The sequence below is a fragment of the Ruegeria sp. O4 genome, from assembly GCF_056535125.1.
Map to the genome: position 1 here is coordinate 40,133 of NZ_JBQERO010000008.1, position 25,238 is coordinate 65,370.

Sequence of the window (25,238 nt, forward strand, 5' to 3'; positions counted from 1 at the left end):
CACTTTTGGACTGACGGATGGGCGCAGAAAGTCCTATGAATAGAAAACAAAAAACGAGTCCAACAACGGGAGAACACTATGGTTACCAAGTCATCACTTTCCAGACGCACTGTTTTGAAAGGAGCGGGTGCCGCAGCACTTGCCGCGCCTCTTTACAGCAAGAGCGCACTGGCTTCGTCGGGTGAAATCAACATACTGATGTGGTCGGATTATCTGCCGCCCAGCTTTATCGAAGAGTTTGAGACCCTTACTGGCATCAAGGTGAACTACACCGGGATCGGCTCAAACGAAGAAATCATCAACAAGATGAAGGCGACCAAAGGTCAGGGCTTTGACATCGTCTCGCCAACCAACAACCGCTCGTTGCAGTGGGAGCCGCTGGAGTTGTTGCAGCCCTTTGACATGAACAAGGTTCCGGTCGACCTGGTGAACCCTGCCATGGCCAAAATCGGTACGGATGCTTGGAACTTTGGCGGCGCCGGGGTTCACTGGTTGCCGCATATCTGGGGCACCGAAGGCATTGCATACCGCACCGACTTGTGGCTGCCGGCTGGGGATGCACCATCCTATGGCGACGTCTGGTCGGAAGAAAACGCAGGCAAGACCATGGGCCGCGCGCATTCTATGATGCTTGGCGCTGGTCTTTACATGGAGCGTTCCGGCGAGATGGAGCCGGGTTCGGTCTGGGCCGCATATGGCGATGAAGAAACCATGCGCAAGGTCTGGGGACAGATCACCGACTGGTGCATTGCACGTAAGGATCGCATCAAGCTGATCTGGAACGACGCCGACACGCAGAAGAACGGCCTTCTGAACGAAGGTGTTGTTGTCGGTCAGACCTGGGACGGTCCGCCACTGGCACTGAAATCGGCTGGTGAACCGGTGCACTATCAGGCGCCTATCGAAGGGGCGATGGCATGGGTTGACGGGATGTCGATTCCATCTGGTGCGGCGAATATCGACCAGATCTATGCCTTCATCGACTTCGCCTATCAGGCCAAACCTGCCGGTGTTGCCATCGACAGCCACGGGTACAACTCTCCTGTTCTGGGGGCTGACCAGTATTCTGGCGACACCTACAAGAAGAACTTTGCCGAGGCCTATCCGGGCGACTCGCTGGCCAACCTCAACCCGTGGCCGGCCGAAGCACCGTGGTATGCTGAAACGCGGACCGAGTTCGTCAACAAGTTCAAGAGCGCATAAGCGATCTGAAACCATGCCCCTCGCGTTCTGCGGGGGGCAACAATCTGTGCGCCGCTCCGGCGTAACGGAAAGCTATGTGGTGTGGTGACAGCACGCACCTCAGGGAGATACCAAAAATGAGTGCAGGGGTCGGAGTCGATCTGGAAAACCTGTGGATCCGCTTCGGTGACTTCGTCGCCGTGCGCGATGCAAACGTCAATATAAACGGGGGCGATTTCTTTTCGTTCCTCGGGCCCTCGGGTTGCGGAAAAACAACGATCTTAAGGGCTGTTTCCGGCTTTCTCGAGCCTAGCGAAGGCAATGTCCTGATCGGCGGCAAGAACATGCGGGGCATCGGACCTAACAAACGCCCCACTGCTCTGATCTTTCAGAACCTGGCGTTGTTTCCCTTGATGAAGGTCTGGGAGAACATCACGTTCTCGATGGAAATCAAAGGTGCCAGCAGCGCCGAACGGCGCAAGCGCGCTGATGAGCTTTTGGACATGATCGCGCTGCCGGGGCAAGGCGACAAACTTCCCAGCGAATTGTCTGGGGGTCAGCGTCAGCGAGTGGCCATCGCTCGCGCCCTTTGCGCCGAGCCGGATGTTCTGCTTCTTGATGAACCTTTGTCGGCACTTGACCTCAAACTGCGCCAGCACATGCGAACGGAACTGCGTGAGATACAGCAGCGGGTGGGCATTACCTTTATCTACATCACACACGACCAGGGCGAGGCACTGACCATGTCAGACAATATCGCCGTCATGCGTGCAGGTGTGATTGACCAGATTGCCGACGGTAAAACCATCTACAACGATCCCAACACGGCTTTCGCGGCCTCATTTGTCGGCGAAAACAACGTTTTCCGTGGCAAGATCAAACAGGTCATGGGCAACGAGGCGCTGATCTCGACCAACCGCTCGGGCGACCTGGTTGCACGGATATCGACCGCCAACCAAGGCAAGATGAAAGAAGGCGATAGTGCGATGATGTTCATTCGTCCCGAAGCCTTCGCCATTGCGCCCGAGGGGGCTTCGGGTGACCATTTTGTTACCGCGCGGGTCAACCACGAAGAATTCGAAGGCAACGTCTTCAACATCTTTACCGAAGGTGAAGGTGGAAAAGAGATCAAGGTGTCGATCCCGAACCATGGACAATCCTTCGAGGACCACACCGGACAGAACATCACGTTGGAATACAAGACGCATAATGCCGTCATCGTTCCTGCGGGTGAACTGGCTGCAGAATAAGGGGAAAAACTCATGCCCCAGTTTCTGAAAGACTTCTTCAATCGCAACGGCACCGGCATGGGAGTGGCGATCCTGGGTCTGGTTCTGTTCTGGACCATCGGCCTGATCATCCTTCCGCAGCTGTCGATGTTGGACTTCTCGTTCCGTCCGAACCTGCCGCCGCCAGAGATCGGCGGACCCAAAGACGTATATACGCTAGAGAACTACAAATATCTGATTTATGGCCCCGAAGGCGGCAGTCAGGACTACAACACCGTTGATCTGAGGGTGTTTTTCCGAACTCTTGTGGCTGCGGTTTTTGTGACGGTTTTCAACCTGATCATCTGCTATCCGATTGCCTATTACCTGGGTCAGGCCGAAGGTAGCCATATTCGTATCTTTGCGATCATGCTGATCATCCCTTACTGGATCAACGAAATCCTGCGCGCCTTTGCGCTACGCATCATCTTTGGGGAAACAGGTGTGTTGAACACGTTGTTCACGGGGTTGGGCATCTGGGATACGCCGTTCGACTTCATTCGCAATGACATCGCGCTCTATGCGGGTCTGGGATACGCGTACATTCTGCTGATGATTTTCCCGATGTATAACGTGATTGAAAGTCTGGACAAAAACCAGATCGAAGCAGCACGCGACCTTGGGGCGCCTTGGTGGCGGATACATTGGCGTGTGGTCATTCCTTATGCCAAGCCGGGGATCAGCTCGGGCTGTACCATGGTCTTCATGTTGTCCGCCGGTGCGTTGGCTGCGCCGCAAATTCTGGGCGGGCCGTCCAGTTTGTGGTTCACCCAACTGATCTATCAGCAGTTCAATGACAACAACGACTGGCCACAGGGCGCCGCCTACGCAATCGTTCTGCTGGTCACTTGTATTCTGTTCGTGCTGGCCATGATGCGCCTTTTCAAAGTGAACATGGGGGATATCGGGAAATGAACAATTCCTTCCTCCGTATAAGCATCTGGGTCTATCTGGCGATCTTCTTCCTGTATCTGCTGGGCCCGCTTGTGATCATGTCGATCACCGCGTTCAACTCGTCCGGCTTCCCCCGTATGAGCCCATGGGAATGTCTGACATTCCAGTGGTTTGGCGAACTGTTTCAGGATCAGCGCATCCTAAACGGTATCAAGAACTCGCTGATCATCGGAATTGGCACAGTGATCCTGTCCGTGGCGATGGGTTTGGCAGGCGCGCTGATGCTGACCCAGATCTGGCCGAAGCTTCGCGCGACCTACTATACTGTCATCATCGCACCGATCCTGATCCCCGGTGTGGTACTTGGTATCTCGACGCTGGTCTTCTGGGACCGGATCAACCGGATGCTGGGGCTGGGTGCAGACAGCTTTCTGTCAAACGGCATCTTCCTGACGGTGATCGGCCAATCCACCTTCATCGCCAGTTACTGCATGCTGGTGCTAGTGGCGCGGTTGCAACGGTACGATGTTGCCTTGACCGAGGCGGCACTGGACCTTGGGGCCAGCCATGCACAGGCTTTCCGCAAGATCCTGCTGCCCTTCATGCGCCCTGCAATCGCCTCGGCAGCGGTGCTGGCATTCTTGGCCTCGTTCGAGAACTACAACACCACCACTTTCACCTTTGGTGAATACCCGACGCTGACGATTGAGCTGGCTCAGAAGGTCCGCTACGGCATCACACCCGCGATCTCGGCGCTGGCATTCATTATCGTTGCGCTGACGGTTTTCTTCGCTCTGTTGAACGAAGCCAAGCTTAAACGTCAGGAACTGGTGGCAGCGGCGCGTAAGAACGCAACGGTCGAGGAACTGGCTGGCAAGATCAAGCTGCCAAGTTTCTTTGCCGGTAACATGGCCGCCGTGTTGTTGGTCGCATTTGCGGTTGTAACGATCACCGTTATTGGCACAGCGGCGACCTACAGTCCGGCGCAATGCATTGCCGATGTTCGCGAGCAAAAGCAGCTGGAAGCGGAACAACGCATTCAGGAGCTGCGCAAGCAGCGTGAGGAACGCCGCAAACAGCAGGAGGCGGAAAAAGCCGGGCAGGGTGATGCCCAAACCGCGCCAAAGCCGTCGAATAACAGCGGTTTTGGTAATGTCTTCGCTCCGAACTCGCTGGATGGCAGCGAGAATGAAAGCAACGAAGGTGCTTCCGAATCCGAGAGTGAGCCATCCAACAACAGCGGTTTCGGAGGGGTGTTTGACCCCAACAGCCTGAAAAGCGACTAATCGCTGTGCCAAGCGGCAACCAACGCATCTGCCCGGACAGGATTCAATTCTGTCCGGGCAGATTGCGCTTCAGGATTTTCACATCACAACCGCCGATGGTAGACCCGTTCCAGACCACCGGTTCAGCGTTATAGTTGATCAGGAACATGTGGTCGGCTGTCTCACGTAGTCGCAGTCCTCGCGGCATTGGCTTCAGGCTCAATCCCGTTTCTTCCGCAGCCAAGCCGACGACTCGATCCCATAATGTTTCGTTTGGGAAGCCTGCAAGATACCAAAGCCCGTCCCCTGCCATAAGCGCAGGCGCTCCGTCTTCAAACCTCAGAATTTCTTCGGCTGACCCTGAAAGGCGATCAATCCAATGCTGTGCCGCGCCGCCGCCTCGGACCGTCCGGTTGACAGCGGGGGGCAGTGTTTCGACCAAATCCACGTTGCAGTCCAACCCTTTCAGGCTAGGTCGACCAGCGGCGGGGATCTGGAAATCACGGGTAATTGCGCCGCTGCGCGGGCCTAGGATGGCCAGATCCGAGTTGTCCGTTAACCTACGCTCCAAATCCGGGTCAATCGTTGCCAGTCCGGGGGCAAGGATCAGTGCATAATGCGCGGACAGGTCATTGGACGAAACGAAATCAATCGACAACCCCGCACGGCGCAATGCACGATAAGCTGAGAAGACCAACCGGAAATAATCAAAGCCTGCTCCTTGCGGTAGCGATGTCCAGGCCCAGTCCGAGGGGTAATCAAACAGTATGGCAACCTTGGATGGTGCCTGATGCACCTCGCCCAATGTATATAGCTCATCCGCTGTCTGACGGGCCTCGTGCAAGGCAGGGGCAGGGCGATTGTCCGGTGTCAGCAAACCCGCGTGCATCTGTTCCTGTGCAAAGGGGGTTTGGCGCCATCGAAAGTAGCTCACAACCTCAGCACCGTGGGCGACAGCCTCAAGCGACCACAACCGTACCATTCCGGGCAGGGGTGCCGGGTTATAGGGCGCCCAATTCACCGGACCGGGTTGTTGTTCCATCACCCACCATCGGCCACGGCCCACTGCCCGGTAAAGATCATGGTGAAACGCCTGCATGTCCGGATCGCCTTGCTGAAGAAAGGCGGTTTTGTGGGCTTCGTCATCTTCCAATCGGTCCGATAGAAATCCGATCGGATAACTGTCCCAAGTCGCAATATCCAGATCCGCACCAACCTCGAAATGGTCGAAATCCAGAATACGGCCCATGTAGTTATGCAACAGCGGCGCACCGGTCAAAGGTCGCAATACATCGACCTGAGCTTTGTTGAATGCCACAACCTGATCTGAACTGAACCGACGGAATGCCAGTACATGAGCGGGGTTAGGCTCGGTTACAGTTTGATTGGGTAAATCAACCTCATCGAAGCTACTGTACTCCATCGACCAGAACACGTTTCCCCAGGCCTTGTTCAGCTGTTCTATGGAACTGTATTGAACAGCCAGCCAGCGCCTGAATGCGTTCAGAGCCGGGGTACTATAGCTGACGGTTGTGTCGTGGCACCCATACTCATTATCGATCTGCCATGCCGCCACATACGGGTTGTGACCATAGCGCTTCCCCAGGACCCTTGCGATACGGACACATTCATCGACATAACCCTGGTGGCTAAAGCAATAATGTCGCCGTGACCCGAATTTGCGTGTGTTTCCATGTGCATCCACAGCCAGCATGTCCGGATGTTTGTCCAGCATCCAACGCGGTGGCGTTGCTGTTGGTGTGCCAAGCACGACTTTCAATCCCGCCTCGCCAAGTGTTTCAACCGCAAGGTCCAGCCATTCGAATTGCAGGGTTCCGGGGTGGGGCTCCAGCCGGCTCCAGGCGAACTCTCCTATGCGCACCCACGAGATGCCAGTGTCCACCATGCGCGCGGCATCTTCCGCCCACATCGCCTCGGGCCAGTGTTCAGGGTAGTAACACACACCAAGTTCCGGCTTCATAATATGATCCTGTGTTCTGCCTGCCCTCGCCCCGCGTTTGGCATTGCAAAGGTCATGCCGTTGGTGGGTTGGGATTCAATATCTGCGTTGCTCAACCCCTGCCGTGCCGAGGTGCAGAACAGCGTGCCCAAGCCGTCGCCACCAAAGGCCGGGCAGGACGTATGTGACGCGTCGAAGGAAATGGCCTTCAGGAATTGACCTTCGGGCGTGTAGGCCGCGACACGTCCAATCCCCCATTGCGCGACCCAGATGTTGCCGTCGGCATCAACCACCGCACCATCCGGGTTCAGGCCTTCTTTGCGTAGGTCCAGAAATACCGTGCTTTCCCCTTCGGGCCATCCGCTTTCTGCATTCAAGCTCCAGCGCCTGACCTGCCTGACCGTCGTGTCACAGAAATAGGCCACGGATCGATCCGGTGCAAAACAGATTGCATTAGAAATCGTCACACCCGGCACGAGACATCTGAGTGTACCTTTCCAGAACCGATAGATTGATCCGGCCCCGGATTCAGCCTGTTTGCCCATCGTGCCGATCCAGAAACCGCCCCAAGGATCAGCGCGACCGTCATTCGAGCGGGTGATTAGGTTGTCTGCCTCAAGCGGCGTGACCAGCGCTCGATGCCCGGACTTCAAGTCAAACTGCCAAAGACCCGTTTCTGACGCCAAAAGCAATGTGTCACGATCCACCCAGCCTGCGGCAGACACATGTTCATCGAAATCCCAGCTTATCTGATGTTCGCCTTCGCGCGTCATCATGCGTTTGTTGAGAATGTCGAACCAGAAAAGCTGTTGCCGAGCGGGGTGCCATAGCGGACCTTCGCCCAACGCGCATGGGCGGTCGTCAAAGACCGTACTCATCCTGCCGCCTTGTCAAAGGCTGCCACGATTTGCCCCGCGCGTTCTGCGACTTCGACTGTATCCATGCCAGGTTTGTACAGCGCTGATCCAATCCCGAATCCATCCGCTCCGGCTTTGATCCATTGGTCGAAATTTTCAGGCCCGGCACCGCCGACGGCAAAGACGCGTGTTTCCTTGGGTAATACGGGTCGGAGTGCTGTGAGCCCTAAAGGGCCAGCCATGACACCAGGAAACAGCTTTAATCCTGTGGCCCCTGCTTTGAGAGCGGCAAACGCTTCGGTCGGCGTGTAAACGCCCGGCCAGCTTTGCATCCCCAACGCCACAGACTGTTTGATCACATCAGCATCATAATTGGGTGACACGATCAGCTTGCCGCCGGCATTCCGAACTGCGTCCACCTGATCAATCGTCAATACAGTACCAGCGCCAATCAGGGCGCGATCTTCGAAAGCTTCGGCCAGAATGGAAATGCTGTCGAGCGGATCAGGCGAATTGAGTGGAACTTCGATCCGGTCGATCCCTGCATCGATGATAACTCTGCCAACCGCCTCGGCTTCCTGTGGTTGCAGACCACGCAGAATGGCGATGATGGGGCGGCTCATGCGATTTGCCTTGTCATGTTGCGCGCCAGCGCCAGCCCGGCCAGGGTTGTTTCGGTGGCGTTTGCAGTCTCAACAAAAGCGCCCTGTTGTCTCAGCGCTGCCGCATAGACCCGCGATACGGCTTCTGCGCCGATGATAGCCAGTTGTTGGCCCAGCCAATATGGACGAGTGGCGGCCAATTCAGCACCGATAAGCAGTCCGGACAGCCGTGCGCGCGCGATGTCTTTGTCCTGATCGTGCAGCAGGTCTGCAGCCCGCAAGCCGAACAGGCGCGCAGCCAACTGTTCGGGTTTGGACAATGTATCCGCCACAGCATCTGCAAAGGCATCTTCATCCCATCCTCCACCTATAGAATGCCGCAGAACAGATTGCGCACTTAACAAATCAAAAAGCTCTCCGGTCATGAGCGTCCGAAAGCTCACGATTTCACCTGCGCTGACCTGAACCCATTTCGTATGGGTTCCTGGAAGGCAGAGGACACCATCCCAGTTCTGGCGAGTTCCCAAAAATCCCGCGATTTGTGTTTCTTCGCCCCGCATCACATCCGGCGGGGTCAATTGCTTTAATCCGGGTATGACGAAGGCCCGGATGCGCGGGTCTGTGCTGGGAACACGGACCGGTACTTGCGGCAAGGGCTGCGACGGAACGGTAGAATAAGGTGCTTCGACCCAGCCTTGGCGTGCACCGACCATACCGCAGGCGATCACATCGATGGGGCCATCCTTCAGCCAGTTTTCAACAAGGTCCAACAGGGCGGTCTGGAAACTGCCTGTTCCGATACGTGCCATACCTTTGTCGGACTGCGCGCAGTCCAGAACCGTTGCCCCCTGCATGGCCCAGACCCGCAGGTGAGATGTGCCCCAATCAACGGCGATCCAGTCAGTATTCATTGTGTCACCCTGAAACCACGACGCCGCCATCAACCGCCATACACTGACCGGTCATCGCCCGGCTGGCGTTGGATGCAAGAAACAATGTCGGTGCAACCATGTCTTCGGGCGTCAAATGTTCTTTCAGGCATTGTCGATCCAAATGCGCGGCCAAATCTTCGGGCGTCGCCCACATATCCAGTTGTTTTTGCGTCAAGACCCAACCGGGAGCCAGCGCATTCACACGTATGTTCTTTGGTCCCAGTTCGCGGGCCAAAGACCGAGTCATCCCTGTAATGCCCGCATTTGACGTCGTATAGATCGGATAGCCTGCATTGCCCATCATGTAGCTGATCGAACTGAAGTTGATGATAACGCCGCCTTCTTTCATTTGCCGGGCCGCTTCCTGACAGGCGAAATAATAGGCTTTCAGGTTTACCTCGATCATCCAGTCCCAGAACTCGGTCGTGGTTTCCTCAAGTGTATGGCGTTGGTCATTGGCCGCGTTGTTAACCAAAACGTTCAGGGGGCCGTGGGCTTTGGCGGCTTTGGCCATTGTCGTGTGAAGAAGCTGGGTGTCGGTCATGTCACCCTGCATGAACAGAGGTGCGCGGCCGTGTTTGTCGCGCATCTCTTCGACAAAACCGCTGGCGTCCGATCTGCCGATAAAAGCTACATTGGCCCCCTGAGCCAGAAACCCATCCGTCAATGCTGCGCCCACGCCCGAGCCTCCGCCGGTGATATAGACGGATGACCCGTTCAAGTCATGAAATGTCGCTGCTTGGGTCATCAGTGGCTCTCTCTGGTCACAAGGCGGGTGTCTTTGCCGACGAGGAAATCCAGATCGGCCCCTTGATCGGCCTGCAGCACGTGATCGACGTAAAGTTTGGCATACCCGCGGGAATAATGCGGCTTGTCTGGGTTCCATTGGGCTCGGCGCGCGTCCAATTCTTTTTCGTCCACCAACAGTTCAAGCTTGCCGGCGCTGGCAGATACGCGGATGCGGTCGCCGGTTTTCACCAACGCCAGCGTGCCACCCGCCTGTGCCTCAGGGCTGACATGCAGGATGACGGTGCCATAGGCGGTGCCGGACATGCGGGCATCCGAGATACGGATCATGTCGCGAACGCCTTCCTTCACCAATCTGGCCGGAATCGGCATGTTTCCTACCTCGGGCATCCCGGGATAACCCTTGGGTCCACATCCCTTGAGCACCAGAATGCTTTTGGGTGTGACCGGCAGATCATCCCGGTCGATATTGGCTTTCAGGTCTTCGATGTTTTCGAAAACGAACGCCTCACCCTCGGTTTCAAGAAGGGCATCTGTTGCGGCAGAAGGTTTGACGATGGCTCCGTTGGGCGCAAGATTGCCGCGCAAAACACGAAGGCCAGCAGCGGGCTTCACCGGATCGTTGAAAGGGCGGATGACATCGCGGTTGAAACATTCGGCGCCTTCGAAATGGGCCGAGATGTCCTTGTTCAGAACCGTTCTGGCCGGTCGCAGGAAAGGTTTGAGTTCGCTCAACACAGCCGGAACACCGCCAGCGTAACAGAAATCTTCCATCAGGTATGTGCCCGAGGGCATGCAGTTCACCAGAAGGGGAATCTCTGATCCGATTTCAAAGTCCTTGAGCGTCAGGTCAACGCCTACGCGACCTGCGAGCGCCAGTAGATGCACAACGGCATTGGTCGATCCCCCAACGGCCGCATTGGCGAGGATTGCATTCTCGAAGGCTTCCCTGGTCAAAATGTCCGATGGTTTCAGGTCTTCGTCGACCATTTCGACAATCCGCTTGCCGGTCAAATGGGCGAGGGCCATGCGGCGGGCGTCAACGGCGGGCAGGGCGGCATTGGTGGGCAAGCTCATGCCCATCGCTTCGACCAGAGACGCCATGGTGCTGGCTGTCCCCATGGTCATGCAAACCCCGGCACTGCGGGACATCCCGGATTCCGCGTTCATAAAATCCTGAAGGGTCATCTCTCCGGCACGCACGGCCTCGGAGAACTTCCACACATCGGTTCCTGAGCCAATATCCTGACCGCGATATTTTCCATTCAGCATAGGGCCGGAGCTGACAACGATCGACGGCAGATCGACCGAGGCTGCGCCCATCAATTGGCCCGGCGTGGTCTTGTCGCACCCGCCCAGCAGAACCACACCGTCAATGCCATATGCGCGGATCGACTCTTCGACATCCATGGCCAGCAGATTGCGAAACAGCATGGCTGTGGGTTTCATCTGGGTCTCGCCCAGCGACATGACCGGGAATTCGACGGGAAAGCCCCCGGCCTCCCACACACCGCGCTTTACTCCTTCGGCCAGATCGCGCAGGCCGGAATTGCAAGGGGTCAGCTCCGACCATGTGTTGCAGATTCCGATGATTGGCCGCCCATCGAAGGCGTGATCAGGAAAACCCTGATTTTTCATCCAGGATCGATGGATGAACCCATCCTTGTCGAGTTTCCCGTACCAATGCTGTGAGCGGCGTTTTGACATTGTTCTGTGATGCTTTTTTAGGTCTGGGTGGATTTGAGTATTTGTAAAAAGGTGAAATTCAAGCGGCGCGAGATGGGTGGCACCAATCTGGCAGCCAGTCGGCATGGGCAGACAGAAGGTCGTTCACCAGATTTCGAATTTGGCGCAGGTCCAGTTCGGCGGCGGTGTGCGGGTCCATCATGGCTGCATGATAGATATGCTCGGGGTTCTGGTCGACCAATGCCCTGACTGTGAGTTCCTGAACGTTGATCTGGGTACGCATAAGGGCGATCAGCTGCGGTGGGACGTCTGTGATGACAGAAGGCTGAATGCCATTTGCATCAACCAGACACGGTGTTTCGACAGCGGCCCCCATAGGCAGCTGAGGTATCTGGCCGGTGTTTGGCAGATTGCCATAGGCCACGTAGGCGGTGTCAGAGATGATTGCGTTCATTATGTCTGCCGCAAACTCATGGCTGCGAGTGACGGCTATGTCGCGCCCGTCAGTCAGGGTTTTGGCCTGCTCTTTCCAGTTGCTCATCTGTTCCACACAGCGGGTCGGGTATTCATCGAGTGGGATTGAGAATTTCTCGATCAGGTCCGCCCGCCCGTCTTTGATGAACCATGGCACGTATTCTGCCAAATGCTCAGAACTTTCGGTGCAGAAAAAGCCAAGGTGATCCATCACTTCGTAGCGCACCTTGTTGGGGCAGCGCGGCATCAGCAGCGGTGCCTTGGGGATCCTGCCGCTGACATAACCTTGCCGAAGGGCGGGGTATAAATCATGGCCCTGATGCTCAAGCCGCAGGAAGAAGGCGACGTGATTGACGCCCGCGACCTTGTAGCGAATGTCGTCTTTTGACAGGTCCAAATCATGTGCCAGTTCCGCCACCGTGTTCTGAACCGAGTGGCACAGGCCGACCTGCTTCAATGACGGGTATCTCTCGGCCAGTGCCCAGGTGTTGATGGCCATCGGATTGACGTATTGTAGTAGTGTCGCATCAGGGCATAGCTGCATCATGTCATGCGCTACGTCCCACAAGACCGGCACAGTGCGCAGCCCCCGCATGATGCCACCCACGCCCAGCGTATCGGCGATGGTCTGGCGCAGCCCGTATTGTTTGGGGATCTCAAAATCAGTGACGGTACAAGGCTGGTACCCGCCAATCTGAAAGGCAGTGATAACGAAATCGGCACCATCAAGTGCCGCGCGTCGATCCGCATGTGTGGATACTGTCGCGTTTGACCGGACCGAACGGACCATGGCGCGGGCTACAGATTCGCTTTCCGTCAAGCGTACGGGGTCGATATCCATCAGCGCAAAATGACTGTCCGCCAGAGCAGGCGTTAACAGAACATCCCCCACGATGTTCTGCATAAAGATCGTGGAACCTGCTCCGATAAAAGTTATCTTTGTCATTTTACAGCTCCGAGGGTCAGGCCCGCGATAAAGTGCTTTTGCATCAGGAAGAACATGGCAACCGGCGGCAGCGCTGCTACGATCGAGCCCGCGCTCATTAATTGGTAGGCGGCGCGGAACTGGGCGTTGAAACTGGTGATGCCTGCCGTGACAGGTTGGCTTTCCGCGCCCTGTGTCAGGACGACCGCCCAAAAGTAATCGTTCCAGATGAAGGTAAAGATCAGCACGCTGAGTGCGGCTATTGCGGGTTTCATCAACGGCAGCACCACGTACCAGAAGATGCGCCATTCGCTGATACCCTCGACTCGCGCGGCCTCGATTAATTCAAAGGGCAGGGCCCGGATAAAGTTGCGCATGAACAATGTGCAAAAGCCGGTCTGGAAGGCGATGTGGAACAAGACGAGGCCGGTTTTTGTGTTGTAGAGGCCTAAATCCAGTGTCAGGTCGCGCACAGGCACCATCAGGATCTGGAATGGCACGAAATTGCCGGCTACGAACATAAAGAAAATCCATAGGTTCGATTTGAATTTGTAGATGCCTAGTGCAAAGCCGGTCATGGAACTGAGAGCAACGGCACCGATTACCGTAGGAATGGTGATCATGAAAGAGTTCAGCAAATATCGCGGCATGTCAGAGTTGAAGAATACCAGCCCGTAGTTGACGGCGCCCTCGAAACTGGAAGGCAGGCCCCAATAGTTGGCGTTGGTGAAATCCGCCGCTGGTTTGACCGAAAACAGAGCCACCGCGAGTAGGGGGCCCAGCCACAGCAACAAGGCAAGTGGCAGCATCGCCTGATAGGTGATCTGCGCGGCGCGAGATTGTTTTTCGATGGGTTTGGGAAACATCTCAGTGCCCCCGTTCTTCGCGATACATCGACCAGAGGAAATAAGCGATGAAGCCGAGCATGATCAGGAACAGTACCACAGCGATAGCCGCGCCATACCCCATGCGGAAACCGTACTCAGACAGTGCGACCTCGAACATGTAATAGGCCAGCACTCGGGATGATCCGAATGGCCCGCCCTGTGTCATGATCGAAATCAGGTCGAAACTGCGGAGCGCCCCGATGATTGTCACGACGAATGCTATGAAAGTGGCCGGGCGCAACTGTGGCAGAATGATGTGCCACAGCATTCTCAAGCCTTTGGCACCGTCCAGGCGTCCGGCTTCGATCTGTTCGGGGTCGACGGCATTCAGACCGGTGAGGTAGAGGATCATGCAATAGGCGGTTTGCGGCCAAAGGCCCGCGACGATGATGCCGTAGGTGACCAAACGTTCGTCGCCCAACACATTCAAGGGGCCTATTCCAAATAAGCCGAGAAACTCATTCAGAAGACCAAATGTCGGGTCATAAAACCACGTGAATACAAGGCCAACAACAACCTGAGAGATGACAAATGGAAAGAAAAACAGCGATTTGTAAAGGCGGATACCCCAGACCGTCTGGTTCAGAAACAAAGCGATGAAAAGGCCCGCCGGAATGGCCAGAAGATACAGGATCAGCCAGATCAGGTTGTTCTTGAGCGAGATATAGAATGCGTCCCGGTCAACCCATTCCCAATACAAATCTTCATAGTTACGCATGCCGACATATTCGGCGGCACCCAACCCATCCCACTCGTACAGTGACAGGTTGAAGGACTGGAAGACCGGAATGATCACATAGACCATGAAGAACAGCAGGCCCGGAGCAATGAATAGCCACGGGGCAATGCGTTGTTGGTTTCTGTGGAACCAGTTCTCCTGATCAGGGGCGTTAGCGGCAGTGGTCATGGGTGTCCTGGGTTTGTTTGGGTAAGGCGGGTTGAAACCACCTTACATTCTGTGGCGAGGTAGGCCGGGCCCGAGCCCGGCCCAAGCCTGATTAGTTGTCGTAGATACGCTCTCGCGCGCGTTCCAGCTTGGCCAGAATACGGTCAGCATTGTCTGGTTTAACCATGAATTCCTGGAAACCTTCCATTGACACTTTGGCCATTTCAGCCGGTGCGTCGCGGTCCCAGAACTGAGCCACTCCGCCGGGGCTGTTGGTCGAGAGCATCGAAAAGCCCTGCTGCAGGAATTTGTCATCGTCTACTGAGGATTGCGCGTTCACCGGCAACTGACCGAGGTTCGATCCGTTGTTGATCTCGGTCTGTTCATCCGACGAGACAACAAAGCGCAGGAACTCTCGTGCGGCTTCTTTGTTCGAGGCGTTCGCCGGGATGTGGAACGTATCGGTCGGCGCGTCTTCAGCCAATTCGACATCAGGGTTGATTGACACGAATTGGTAGAAATCCAGCTGATCATCTGTCAGCCCTGCTTCACGCAAAGGTGCGACTGCAAAATTTCCCATCAGATACGCTGCGGCTTCTCCATTGACCATGAACGGCAAAGCCTCCTGCCAGCTGTAGGTCTGATGGTTGTCAATGAAAGCCCCCATGTCGATCAACTGCTTCCAGTTTGCAAAGGTCTGCTTGACCCGGTCATCTTCCCAGCTGATTTCGCCGTTGGCCAGTTGATTGTGGAAGTCGAACCCGTTGGTGCGCATGTTCAGGTAGTCAAACCAACCGCCAGCGGTCCAAAGAAATTTGGTGCCAATGGTATAGCAAGCACGGCCTGAATCGACGATCTTCTGGCAATTTGCCAGCTCTTCTTCCCAAGTGGTCGGTTCGCTGAGGCCTAATTCGTCAAAGATATCTTTACGATAGTAAACGCCCCACTGGTAGTAAGTGTAGGGGACGCCCCATTGTTTGCCATCGATGGTCATCGCGCCTTTGGTTGATGCCAGGTTCTCGGCAATTTCGGGCTCGGCCCACAGGTCTGATACGTCTTCAAACAGGCCAGCCTCGACATACGGCTTCATACGGTTGGCGGCGTACCAAGTGGCCACGTCAGGTGTGTCAGCCGTCAGAAAGTTGCGGATCTGGGTCTTATACGCTTCGCGGTCGATAACCGTGGTTTCGATCTCTAGGCCGGGGTGCTGCGCTGCAAACCGTTCGATCATCGCTTCCATCGTTGCGCGCGGGGCCGGGTTAGACGTGTCCAGGAATATCCGAAGCTCTCCGGTCAGGTCAGCAGCCGCCGGTGCCGCCATAGCAACGCCAAGTGCCAGCGCAGCGGTTGTGCGCTTGAAAGTGGAATACATGGTTTCCTCCCTGTTGTCTCCACGCAAGTTTCAAATAATGAAACCTAGTTTTATATATTGAAAACTACACATCGACTCGGTTAGTCTTGTCAAGACCCTCGTGCGAACTGCGATGGGCAAGCGGAGGAGAACGGACGCTCGTGTCAGGTGACGGAACTATTGGCAAAGCATGTGACGTGCTGGATCAGGTCGCCGCATTTCAGCGCCCTGTGCGATTTTCGGAATTGCTGGACGACAGCGATTTCCCGAAAGCAACACTGTATCGGTTTTTGCAATCATTAACCAATCAGGGAATGCTATGTTACGACCCCGAGCGCCAAACCTACGCTCCGGGTATGCGTTTGGTAAGGCTTGCGCATGCAGCTTGGACCCAAAGCTCACTGGCCCCTATCGCACGTCCGTTTCTCGATATTCTAAGCCAGGAAACCGGCGAGACCGTGCATTTGGCGCAGCTCGATGCAGGTCAGGTTCTATACGTTGATAAACGCAACGCAGCGCAACCGATCGAGATGTATTCTCAGGCGGGTAAGGTGGGCCCGGCCTACTGCACGGGCGTCGGCAAGGCGATGCTTGCATTTCTGAATGAAAGTGACCTTAACCGGGCAATTTCGCAGCAGAGTTTTCACCGCTTTACCGACAAGACCCTGACGTCGGACAATGATCTGCGCACCGATCTTGATCGAATTCGCAGCAAGGGTTTTGCCGTTGATGACGAAGAACATGAACCCGGAATTATCTGCGTTGCCTGCCCCATTCTGACAACAAGCGGTCGGGTCCTAGGCGCAATCTCGGTAACCGGCTCGACTCAACGAATGGATTTTGAACAACTCGAGGCATGGGTGCCTCGTGTGCGGCGGGTGGCTGAACAAATCAGCACCGAGGCACAGGCATGGCGTTTCCCTGAAACGCGACCAGACCTCGGCAATGACAGGAAGCAAGCGACATGACAGGTGTAACCCTGAATCAGGCAATCAAGCGGTACGGCCAGACGCAAGTCATTCACGGCATCGACTTGCAGATCGAAGATGGTGAGTTCTGTGTTTTCGTTGGCCCTTCGGGATGTGGCAAATCCACATTGCTTCGGATGATCGCGGGTTTGGAAGAAACGTCGGAAGGCGAGATTCACATTGGGGCGCGGGACGTAACCCATATGGATCCGGCCAAACGTGGTGTGGCGATGGTGTTCCAGACCTATGCGCTTTATCCGCATATGACCGTGGCGGAGAATATGGGCTTTGGGCTTCGCATGAACGGTGTCCCAAAGGCCGAGATCACCAGAAAAGTGCAGGAAGCCTCGAACATTCTGAAGCTTGACCAGTATCTCAAACGCAAACCCAAGGCTCTGTCGGGTGGTCAACGGCAGCGGGTTGCGATTGGCCGTGCCATCGTTCGCGGCCCCGACGTTTTCCTGTTTGACGAACCCTTGTCCAATCTGGACGCCGAGTTGCGCGTGGAAATGCGTGTTGAGATCGCGCGCCTTCATCAGGAAATCGGCGCGACAATGATTTACGTGACCCATGATCAGGTCGAAGCCATGACCATGGCCGACAAGATCGTCGTGCTGCGGGATGGTCGCATTGAACAAGTTGGGGCTCCGATGGAATTGTACCGTGATCCCGACAACCGGTTTGTCGCAGGCTTCATCGGTTCGCCTGCAATGAACTTTCTGGAATGTGACTATGGGGATGGCCATGTCTCCCATCCCGCGCTAGGCAAGCCGTTGCCCGTTTCTGCGACTATCCCCTCCGGCCGGACCAAGGTGACATTGGGCATGCGGCCCGAACATATTCAGATTGACCGTTCGGCCGATACTTGCACCGTGGACCTGACCGAAGCCTTGGGCGGTGTTTCCTATTCATATCTACGGACGCCAAATGGTGATAAGCTGATCATTGAGGAACGGGACGATCAACGAAGCAGAACCGGGGATCGGGTCGGCATCGCCATACAGCCAGATCGTGTGATGTTTTTTGATCCAGAGACCGGGCAACGGTATCGTTAGTCACGACCTTCCAGCCCACGGGCAGTCTTACCCGTCCCAAGAGTTACACGACACTTTATCTGACCCGTGGCAAAACGCGCGGGCAGATGCGATTGATTCCAAGTCAAACGTGATTTAAGGGAAGCCCTGTCAAAACAGAGTCACCCAGGGGCTGTATCGTGGTTTAGCCCCTCTCACGCCACGCAATTGTGGTTGCAACTCTTGGATCGCACGCCCCGAAAGGCTTAAAAAAGGTAAAAGAATATGGCAGATAAATCGAACTTCGACATATTGTATACCATTGTAGACGAAGCGCCAGAACTGGCCAGCGCCTCGTTCCTGCCCATCATTCGCAAGTTCGCATCTGCTGCGGGCGTTCGCGTTGGCACCAAAGATATTTCCCTTGCGGGACGCATTTTGGCAGCATTCCCCGAGAACCTTACCGACGATCAGCGTGTAAGTGACGATCTGGCTGATTTGGGCGAGTTGGTGAAGACACCTGATGCCAATGTCATCAAGCTGCCAAATATCTCTGCCTCGGTTCCTCAGTTGGTTGCGGCCATCGAAGAACTGCAATCGCAGGGTTACGACATTCCGACTTACCCGGCAGAGCCTGCAACGGATGAGGAAAAGGCGATCCGCGCCCGTTATGACACGATCAAAGGTTCCGCTGTTAACCCGGTTCTGCGTGAAGGGAACAGTGACCGCCGTGCGGCGCGTGCCGTGAAAAACTATGCTCAGAACAACCCGCATTCGATGGGCGATTGGGCGTCGGACAGCAAGACCAAAGTGTCGTCCATGCCGGCCAATGATTTCTATGCAAACGAGATTTCGGCCACCATTACCGCAGCACAAGCAGGCGATGCTAAAATTGAATTTGTGGGCAAGGATGGTGACGTCACCGTTCTGAAAGACGGCTGGTCGCTGGAAGAAGGAACCATAGCCGACGCGACTTTCATGTCGGTCAAGGCACTGTCTGCGTTCCTTGCAGATGCCATTGAGGATACCAAAAAAGACGGGACCATGTTCTCGCTGCATATGAAAGCCACGATGATGAAGGTTTCAGACCCGATCATCTTTGGCTATGCGGTCAAAGCGTGGCTGGCCCCCGTGTTTGAAAAATTCGGCGCGGAACTGGATGCGTTGGGTGTGAACCCAAATTCAGGCCTGGGTGCATTGCTGGAGCGCGTACAGGGTCACGCCGACATCATGGCTGCCATCGACGCGCTCAAGGCGGACCGGCCGTCCATGTATATGGTGGATTCGGACCGCGGGATCACGAACCTGCATGTCCCATCGGATGTAATCATTGATGCCTCAATGCCTGCAGTGATCCGTGCCGGGGGCAAGGGCTGGGACCAGACGGGTGCCAAAGGTGACACCAACTGTGTGATCCCAGATCGGTGCTACGCGACCGTCTATGATGAGGCCATCAAGTTCTTCAAGGCCAACGGCGCGTTGAACCCGTCCACGGCCGGAGCCGTGGCGAATGTGGGCCTGATGGCTCAGAAAGCCGAGGAATACGGTTCGCACCCGACAACTTTCGAGGCGCCGGCCGATGGTACGATCCGCATCGTTCTGGCCAATGGCGAAACGTTGCACAGCCACAGTGTCGAGGCCGGCGATATCTGGCGCGCCTGCACTGTCAAAAAAGCGCCGATCGAGAACTGGATTCAGCTGGCCATGGACCGTCAGCGTCTGACCGGCTCCGAGGCGATTTTCTGGTTGGACGCAAACCGGGCCCATGACGCGGAGCTTATCAAATATGTCAAACCGGCGCTTGAGGCTGCTGGCGTGGCCGACAAGTTTCTGATCATGGCCCCGCGTGAAGCGACCCGTCAGTCGTTGGAGACGATCACCGCTGGTAACGACTCGATTGCCATCACAGGCAACGTGCTGCGGGACTATCTGACTGACCTGTTCCCGATCCTGGAGCTTGGTACTTCGGCCAAGATGCTCTCCATCGTCAAACTGATGAACGGTGGCGGATTGTTCGAAACCGGTGCCGGTGGTTCGGCGCCCAAACACGTGCAGCAGTTGGTCGAGGAAAACCATCTGCGCTGGGACTCGATGGGTGAGTTCTGTGCGTTGGGTGAATCGCTGAACTTCCTTGCTGATACCAAAGGCAACGAAAAAGCGGGCATTCTGGGTACAGCGGCCGAAGCAGCGACGCAGGGTATTCTGGACAACAACCGCTCACCCAGCCGAAAAGTTGGTCAGCCGGACAACCGCGACAGCCACTATTGGTTTGCACGCTATTGGGCAGAGGCTTTAGCCACCCAATCCAAAGATGCGGAACTGGCTGCCGAGTTTGCGTCACTGGCCAAGGAGCTGGCCGCCAACGAAGTGCAGATCCTGTCAGAGTTGGCCGCAGCTCAAGGTCAAGCTGCGGATTTGGGCGGCTACTATCACACGGACCCAGCCAAAACGGCGGCGGTTATGCGGCCCAGCACAACGTTGAACACAATCATCGGCTAATCGCTAACGGCAAAACAGGTGATCCTTTGCCTGTTCAAAAAGCAGAAAGGGACCGGCACAATTGTGCGGTCCCTTTTTTGTATCGCGGGCAATGTAAAAGAAAGTAGGGTAGAGAAAAGTATTAAGCATTTACAATGCTTTACAATGAATTTGTTTGCACTTACGGGATTCCCCTAATAGCACGGCAGCGCTGACTGCTTTAAACCTTGGATAACAGAGAATTTCACTGGTGATGCCTCAGGGCCTTATCACTCACTCAGAGAATGACCAGCATTTGGGGTGCTGGTCATTTGCATTTTGGTTCTCAGGATTTTCTGGACGGCCAAACAGTTCAACCCTGGTTGAACACGAACACAATCTTGTGTTTACGCAAAGAGGAAGCCTGGAGACTGGGTTTTAGCCAACGCGCCGGGGTTCTGGGTTGGCAATCGGCGCCTTTGTTCTGTTCGTTCCGTACATCGCAACACCTTTGTGTCGCAGATAAGACAGGCGACGCGCCTCTCGCCGGGCAAGCGCCAGAGACTCAAGGATCAGCGCGCACACGATTGACAGCATGGTTCCGACAAAACCGGATACTGCGACAACCAAAGACGGAATTCGGTCAACCAACCCTGTTTCCAAAAACTCGCGGAAAACCGATGCGAATACGAGAAGCGAAGGTAAGAATATCAACAATGCCAAAGACAAGAAGAACGCGATTGGCTTTTCGTCTTTGATCAAAAGGCCAATCATCTTGAGAATTCGCCACCCATCTGAATAGGTGGCCAGTTTTGAGTTCGAATCCGGAAGCCGTGAGACGTATTTTGTCTCAACTTCTCCAATCGGCATGCGCATCTGCATCGCGTGCACTGTAAGTTCAGTTTCAATCTCGAACCCGTTGGAAACCGCCGGAAAGCTTTTGACAAAGCGTCTGCTGAAAACACGATAACCGGACAGCAGGTCGTTGATTTTGCTGTTAAAGAAGAATTTCACCAGCCCGCTGAACAAGGCGTTTCCAAACTTATGACCCCGTCGATAGGCTTGAATGTCGTTGTTCACCCGTGCGCCATTGACCATATCAAGGTTTTGCGAGACCAGCAGATTGATCATTTCAGGTGCTGCCATACTGTCGTAGGTCGCATCCCCGTCTGCCATGACGTAGACATCCGCAACCACGTCAGCAAACATCCTGCGGACAACGTTACCTTTGCCCTGATATGTTTCAGAGTAGACCAGCGCGCCAGCTTCTTGCGCCACTCTCGCCGAGCCGTCCGTGGAATTGTTGTCGAATACGTAAATTACCGCCTCCGGCAGGGCGGCGCGGAACTGCTTGACTGTTTCACCAATGGCAACGGCTTCATTGTAACAGGGCAAGATAACAGCAATTTCCAAACCCGGCCACGACGCCCGTGTCAGAGATCCACTTCGGATATTCAAGGCACCCTGTATCATATGTCACTCTTGCTCGCTCGGACGTGTCACTTGAAGGATGATTGCACTTTGTTCTCAAGATGCTGCGCGTATGAGGTATTTCTGAAGCAGATAAATGGCCGAATTTTGGCATCCGATTGAATCGCGCCGATAATTCAGCAAAAGGGGGCCGGTTCAAGAACCGGCCCCAAAGTTTCAGCTGAACCGAGGGATCAGTTCGAAGCTGCGTTCAACTTTGCGTTTTGCTCACGCAGCGTATCCGAGATGATCGCGTACCATTCACCGGATTGACGCATTTCGATCAGACCCTTGTTCATCATAGCGATGTATTCGCGCGCGAACGGGTTGGTGCGATGCGCAAGGAAGCTCATCGACGACAGTGTGGACACATAGGGGTTCTCAACGATGTCAGCCGAAGTCAAACCCATGTCTTTCATTGTCGATGCGAACAGATCAACTTCGAATGCCGCAACATCTGCGGTTCCGGTCAATACAGCGTCAAGGCAATCACGGGCCGAGCTGGGCTGAACCACAGTCGTGTTCTCGCGGTTCAGTCCCTGCTCTTCCAGAACAACCATGCTCCAGCCTGCCATACGGCAAATGGTCGAGCCTTCCAGGTCCTTGAAGCTGGTCGCGCTTGCGTATTCGCTTTCCGGCAGTGTGAAGAAGCCGCCGACGATATCGTAAACCGGGACCGAAGCTACAAATTGAGTGCAGCGAGCTTCGGTTTCAGGGGACCATTCGTATGTACGGTTGGTACAATCAGGAACGGTCCATGCAATTGAAATATCAAAGGCACCAAGCGGCAACAGTGTATCCAGATGCGAACTCCAGTCGTCGACAAAGCTGACTGAATACTCACGGCTGTTTCCTGCCCGCTGAAGGCTGGTCGTTGCCAGACGAGTCATGATGCCCCCGCCATTCAGTGTTTCGGTTGTGAACGGTTCCCAGCCGTTACCAGCCACCATTTTGATCGGCGGCGCATAGACATTCGACCGCTTTACGCTGGCCGCGCGCTGTTCTTCAGCAGCGATGATTTCCTGCGCGCTTTGGCCGTTCGGCAGGCTACCGTCTTCACAGGGCAGGGCCAGCACCAGCCCAGGATTAAGAGCCCCCGGGTTTGTGATCGCGTTCCTGTTCGCGTTGAAGATCGGCTGGTAGTTCGAAGTGCCATAGGCGGCGATGGCGATGGTTGCCAATGTGTCACCATCTTGCACTGTATAGTTCGTGCACGCTTCCTGTGCAGCGGCGGCTCCCGCGCTCAGAGCTGTGATGGCAGTTGCCGACAGCGCCAGTTCCTTAATTTTCTCGTTAAACATTTCCACTTCCTCCAGACTTTTGTTTGTCAGGCCAGACGGGGCCTTATCCATTTTCCATTTGGTGACGCAGGGCGGTCGACACGATATCGCGCCATTCGCCTGACTGCTGCATGATTGCCAGACCCTGATTCAGCGTCTCTAAGATCGCTTCCCCATCAGGATTATCTTTATGGGTCATGACATTAAGCGACTTGATCGCCGCCAGGTTGGGGTTTTCGATAATCCGGTGTTTATAGCCAAGCCGAGCGATGGCTTCCTCTGCCAGATGCGCTTCGATTGCCACGATATCGGCAGTTCCGTCCATCACAGCATGAAAGCAATCATCAGGCGATGTTGGCCGCATCAGCTTGATGACGGGTTCGTAAAGACTTACCGCGTCCATATGTGAAAGCGACCAGCCTTCCGGGCGGCAAATTGTTGTCCCGGCAAAGTCGGCATAGGTCAGCGTCTGCTCGTACCCCGATCCATCGCGCGCAAAGAATGTATCCACGACTTCATAGAACGGGTTTGAGAAATTGTAGGTCTCACAACGATTGCGGTCACTTTCCGACAACGCTGCTGCATCTTCGCAATTTGGGCGTGACCAGGGGAAGGTGCCGTCAAATGCAAGTGTTGGCATCAAGAGATCCAGATGCGACGACCAATCGTTCACAAACTGAATTTTATACGCTTGTTCCGGAGCGGCACGCAGCATCGCTGTCTCAACCAGATGCGTGTAAAGCCCCCGGTTGGGCAACGCTTCGTCCGTAAACGGAGCGTAGTTCCCACCGGTAATCAACAGCAACTGACGATCACGAATTTCCGGGCGCGTTTCAGCGTTAGCATTTCTGATCAGTGCGGCGGCTTCCGAGCGGGCTGCCTCAATCTCTTCTTTGGCAGCGGCCCGTGCAGCGACGACTGCATCTTCACTTGCCTTCTTTGCCTCAGCTTCCGCTGCCGCGACACGGGCTTCCGCTTCGGCCACGGCTTTCTCCGCGCGTTCTTCTGCCGCTTTTACCAGTTCTGAGGCCATTTCAGCCGCGAGGCGTCCTGCTTCGGTGTCGGGCAACTCGGGCGCGCGCCCGACATCTTCCAGGCAAGGCAATTTCAAAACATCGCCGACACGAATGATATTGGGATTTGTGCCGATAACATCCCTGTTCGCATCGTAGATTGGCCGATAATCTTCGGTTGCGTAAACTCGGATTGCCAATTCCCGCAGACTATCGCCACGCTGAATCTCGTAGTTTGAACATGCCTCTTGCGCTGACGCCGCGCCTGTGGCGGCGGCTAGGGCAAGGCTTGATATGAATAGGTGTTTTCTCATGGGTCCTGTTGCTTTGCCTGGTTATTTTCTCGTAAGTTTTGCGACTGCGATCGACAGATTGTCCTGATCGGGATCGCCCTTGGCCTGCACTGCCAATTGCAAGGCTTCGGCGATTTCCTGTGCTAGCTCCTGCTGATGCAGGCGCAGAACATCCTGAATCTCAGCGTCGCTAAGATATTGAAGCCCGTCGCTGCCAAGGATCAGAATATCAGCCGGAGACACGATCAGCGGGTCTTCAGGGCAATCCACTTTTGGAATAGCACCCCCCATGATCACCGACGTCAGTTGGTTCCTGTCCAATCCCCGTGCTTCAGCTTCCGAAAGCTCACCAGCGGCCAGTTTTGCGTCGATCACGGGGGCCATCGAGTGGTCTTCGTTCACCTGTGTCAACTTGCCTTCGCGGAACAGGTAAAGGGGGCTGTCTCCGATCGAAATCCTGAACACACGCTGACCCAGAAAGAGGACACCCAACAAGGTGGAGCCCATGTTGAAACCCTGGCCCTGTGCCTCGTTATGGTCGGATATCGCTGCATTGGCTTGCATGGCTGCCAATGGCAGCGCGTCAATTGCGGCGCCTTCATTCAAGGTATCGGCCTCTAGCTCGGTATCCAGCGCGTTCCGCCAAGCGGCAATCACCATTTCCGAAGCCACTTCGCCCGCCTCGTGGCCACCCATACCGTCAGCAATCGCGATATAGCCCGCGTCCGATGCGTCGAACATGCGCGCAGCAATCGCGTCTTCCTGCGTTTCCCGCTGACCCTGGTTCAGGATCAGCGCAACATCATATGCCGGAGTCGCCAGCATCTA

Annotated in this window: 21 protein-coding genes; 7 read left to right on the top strand and 14 right to left on the bottom strand. The window is 55.4% G+C overall.

Going from position 1 to position 25,238, the window contains the following annotated elements:
• The first annotated feature begins 78 nt into the window (after positions 1–78).
• The 4 genes from ACR0J7_RS11135 to ACR0J7_RS11150 all read left to right on the top strand — a co-directional run bounded on the left by ACR0J7_RS11135 (position 79) and on the right by ACR0J7_RS11150 (position 4,630).
• Positions 79–1,203, top strand: coding sequence for an extracellular solute-binding protein (locus tag ACR0J7_RS11135; RefSeq protein WP_209507630.1), 1,125 nt, complete (start codon positions 79–81; stop codon positions 1,201–1,203).
• Positions 1,204–1,319: 116 nt separating this feature from the next.
• Entirely contained in the window at positions 1,320–2,432 is a 1,113-nt protein-coding gene (locus ACR0J7_RS11140; protein WP_480487392.1) for an ABC transporter ATP-binding protein, read from the top strand.
• A 12-nt stretch (positions 2,433–2,444) separates the two neighbouring features.
• Positions 2,445–3,365 carry an ABC transporter permease gene (locus ACR0J7_RS11145; protein ID WP_209597330.1) on the top strand — a complete coding sequence of 307 codons (921 nt, stop codon included), beginning with the start codon at positions 2,445–2,447 and terminating at the stop codon, positions 3,363–3,365.
• On the top strand, positions 3,362–4,630 hold the full coding sequence (locus ACR0J7_RS11150; protein ID WP_480588610.1) for an ABC transporter permease: 1,269 nt from the start codon (positions 3,362–3,364) through the stop codon (positions 4,628–4,630). Before ACR0J7_RS11145 ends, ACR0J7_RS11150 begins: the two co-directional genes overlap by 4 nt.
• A gap of 43 nt (positions 4,631–4,673) precedes the next feature.
• On the opposite strand, the gene ACR0J7_RS11155 is transcribed toward ACR0J7_RS11150, so the two are convergent.
• The 10 genes from ACR0J7_RS11155 to ACR0J7_RS11200 form a co-directional block, all read right to left on the bottom strand.
• Positions 4,674–6,590: a beta-galactosidase gene (locus ACR0J7_RS11155; RefSeq protein ID WP_480914306.1), complete on the bottom strand. Its 1,917-nt coding sequence runs from the start codon at positions 6,588–6,590 to the stop codon at positions 4,674–4,676.
• Entirely contained in the window at positions 6,587–7,447 is an 861-nt protein-coding gene (locus ACR0J7_RS11160; RefSeq protein WP_480914308.1) for an SMP-30/gluconolactonase/LRE family protein, read from the bottom strand. The genes ACR0J7_RS11155 and ACR0J7_RS11160 overlap by 4 nt, the downstream gene beginning before the upstream one ends.
• Positions 7,444–8,049 carry a 2-dehydro-3-deoxy-6-phosphogalactonate aldolase gene (locus ACR0J7_RS11165; RefSeq protein ID WP_480914310.1) on the bottom strand — a complete coding sequence of 202 codons (606 nt, stop codon included), beginning with the start codon at positions 8,047–8,049 and terminating at the stop codon, positions 7,444–7,446. Before ACR0J7_RS11165 ends, ACR0J7_RS11160 begins: the two co-directional genes overlap by 4 nt.
• Positions 8,046–8,939 carry a 2-dehydro-3-deoxygalactonokinase gene (locus ACR0J7_RS11170; protein WP_480773644.1) on the bottom strand — a complete coding sequence of 298 codons (894 nt, stop codon included), beginning with the start codon at positions 8,937–8,939 and terminating at the stop codon, positions 8,046–8,048. Before ACR0J7_RS11170 ends, ACR0J7_RS11165 begins: the two co-directional genes overlap by 4 nt.
• 4 nt (positions 8,940–8,943) lie before the next feature.
• Positions 8,944–9,708 carry an SDR family NAD(P)-dependent oxidoreductase gene (locus ACR0J7_RS11175; protein WP_267364972.1) on the bottom strand — a complete coding sequence of 255 codons (765 nt, stop codon included), beginning with the start codon at positions 9,706–9,708 and terminating at the stop codon, positions 8,944–8,946.
• Entirely contained in the window at positions 9,708–11,414 is a 1,707-nt protein-coding gene (locus ACR0J7_RS11180) for an IlvD/Edd family dehydratase (protein ID WP_480773645.1), read from the bottom strand. Before ACR0J7_RS11180 ends, ACR0J7_RS11175 begins: the two co-directional genes overlap by 1 nt.
• A gap of 58 nt (positions 11,415–11,472) precedes the next feature.
• A complete protein-coding gene (gene melA / locus ACR0J7_RS11185) occupies positions 11,473–12,813 on the bottom strand; it encodes an alpha-galactosidase (protein ID WP_480914312.1) in 1,341 nt (446 codons plus the stop codon).
• Positions 12,810–13,658 carry a carbohydrate ABC transporter permease gene (locus tag ACR0J7_RS11190; RefSeq protein ID WP_480494216.1) on the bottom strand — a complete coding sequence of 283 codons (849 nt, stop codon included), beginning with the start codon at positions 13,656–13,658 and terminating at the stop codon, positions 12,810–12,812. Before ACR0J7_RS11190 ends, melA begins: the two co-directional genes overlap by 4 nt.
• 1 nt (position 13,659) lies before the next feature.
• Positions 13,660–14,586: a carbohydrate ABC transporter permease gene (locus tag ACR0J7_RS11195; RefSeq protein ID WP_480914314.1), complete on the bottom strand. Its 927-nt coding sequence runs from the start codon at positions 14,584–14,586 to the stop codon at positions 13,660–13,662.
• Between the two features lie 91 nt (positions 14,587–14,677).
• Positions 14,678–15,937, bottom strand: a complete 1,260-nt coding sequence (locus ACR0J7_RS11200; protein WP_480914316.1) for an ABC transporter substrate-binding protein — start codon at positions 15,935–15,937, stop codon at positions 14,678–14,680.
• 140 nt (positions 15,938–16,077) lie between these two features.
• Here ACR0J7_RS11200 and ACR0J7_RS11205 point away from each other — a divergent pair, with 140 nt between their 5' ends.
• The 3 genes from ACR0J7_RS11205 (at position 16,078) to ACR0J7_RS11215 (ending at position 20,396) form a co-directional block, all read left to right on the top strand.
• The gene (locus ACR0J7_RS11205; RefSeq protein ID WP_480914318.1) at positions 16,078–16,884 is read left to right on the top strand and encodes an IclR family transcriptional regulator; all 807 of its coding nucleotides are present in this window, start codon (positions 16,078–16,080) and stop codon (positions 16,882–16,884) included.
• Positions 16,881–17,939, top strand: a complete 1,059-nt coding sequence (locus ACR0J7_RS11210) for an ABC transporter ATP-binding protein (protein ID WP_480914320.1) — start codon at positions 16,881–16,883, stop codon at positions 17,937–17,939. The genes ACR0J7_RS11205 and ACR0J7_RS11210 overlap by 4 nt, the downstream gene beginning before the upstream one ends.
• A 243-nt stretch (positions 17,940–18,182) precedes the next feature.
• Entirely contained in the window at positions 18,183–20,396 is a 2,214-nt protein-coding gene (locus ACR0J7_RS11215; protein WP_480914322.1) for an NADP-dependent isocitrate dehydrogenase, read from the top strand.
• 396 nt (positions 20,397–20,792) lie between these two features.
• On the opposite strand, the gene ACR0J7_RS11220 is transcribed toward ACR0J7_RS11215, so the two are convergent.
• The 4 genes from ACR0J7_RS11220 to ACR0J7_RS11235 form a co-directional block, all read right to left on the bottom strand.
• Positions 20,793–21,749, bottom strand: coding sequence for a glycosyltransferase family 2 protein (locus ACR0J7_RS11220; RefSeq protein ID WP_480914324.1), 957 nt, complete (start codon positions 21,747–21,749; stop codon positions 20,793–20,795).
• Between the two features lie 269 nt (positions 21,750–22,018).
• The gene (locus ACR0J7_RS11225) at positions 22,019–23,125 is read right to left on the bottom strand and encodes a peptidoglycan-binding protein LysM (RefSeq protein ID WP_480773651.1); all 1,107 of its coding nucleotides are present in this window, start codon (positions 23,123–23,125) and stop codon (positions 22,019–22,021) included.
• Positions 23,126–23,168: 43 nt separating this feature from the next.
• Positions 23,169–24,431, bottom strand: coding sequence for a type 2 periplasmic-binding domain-containing protein (locus ACR0J7_RS11230; RefSeq protein WP_480773652.1), 1,263 nt, complete (start codon positions 24,429–24,431; stop codon positions 23,169–23,171).
• A gap of 21 nt (positions 24,432–24,452) precedes the next feature.
• Positions 24,453–25,235, bottom strand: a complete 783-nt coding sequence (locus ACR0J7_RS11235; RefSeq protein ID WP_267366226.1) for a PP2C family protein-serine/threonine phosphatase — start codon at positions 25,233–25,235, stop codon at positions 24,453–24,455.
• Between the last annotated feature and the right edge of the window lie 3 nt (positions 25,236–25,238).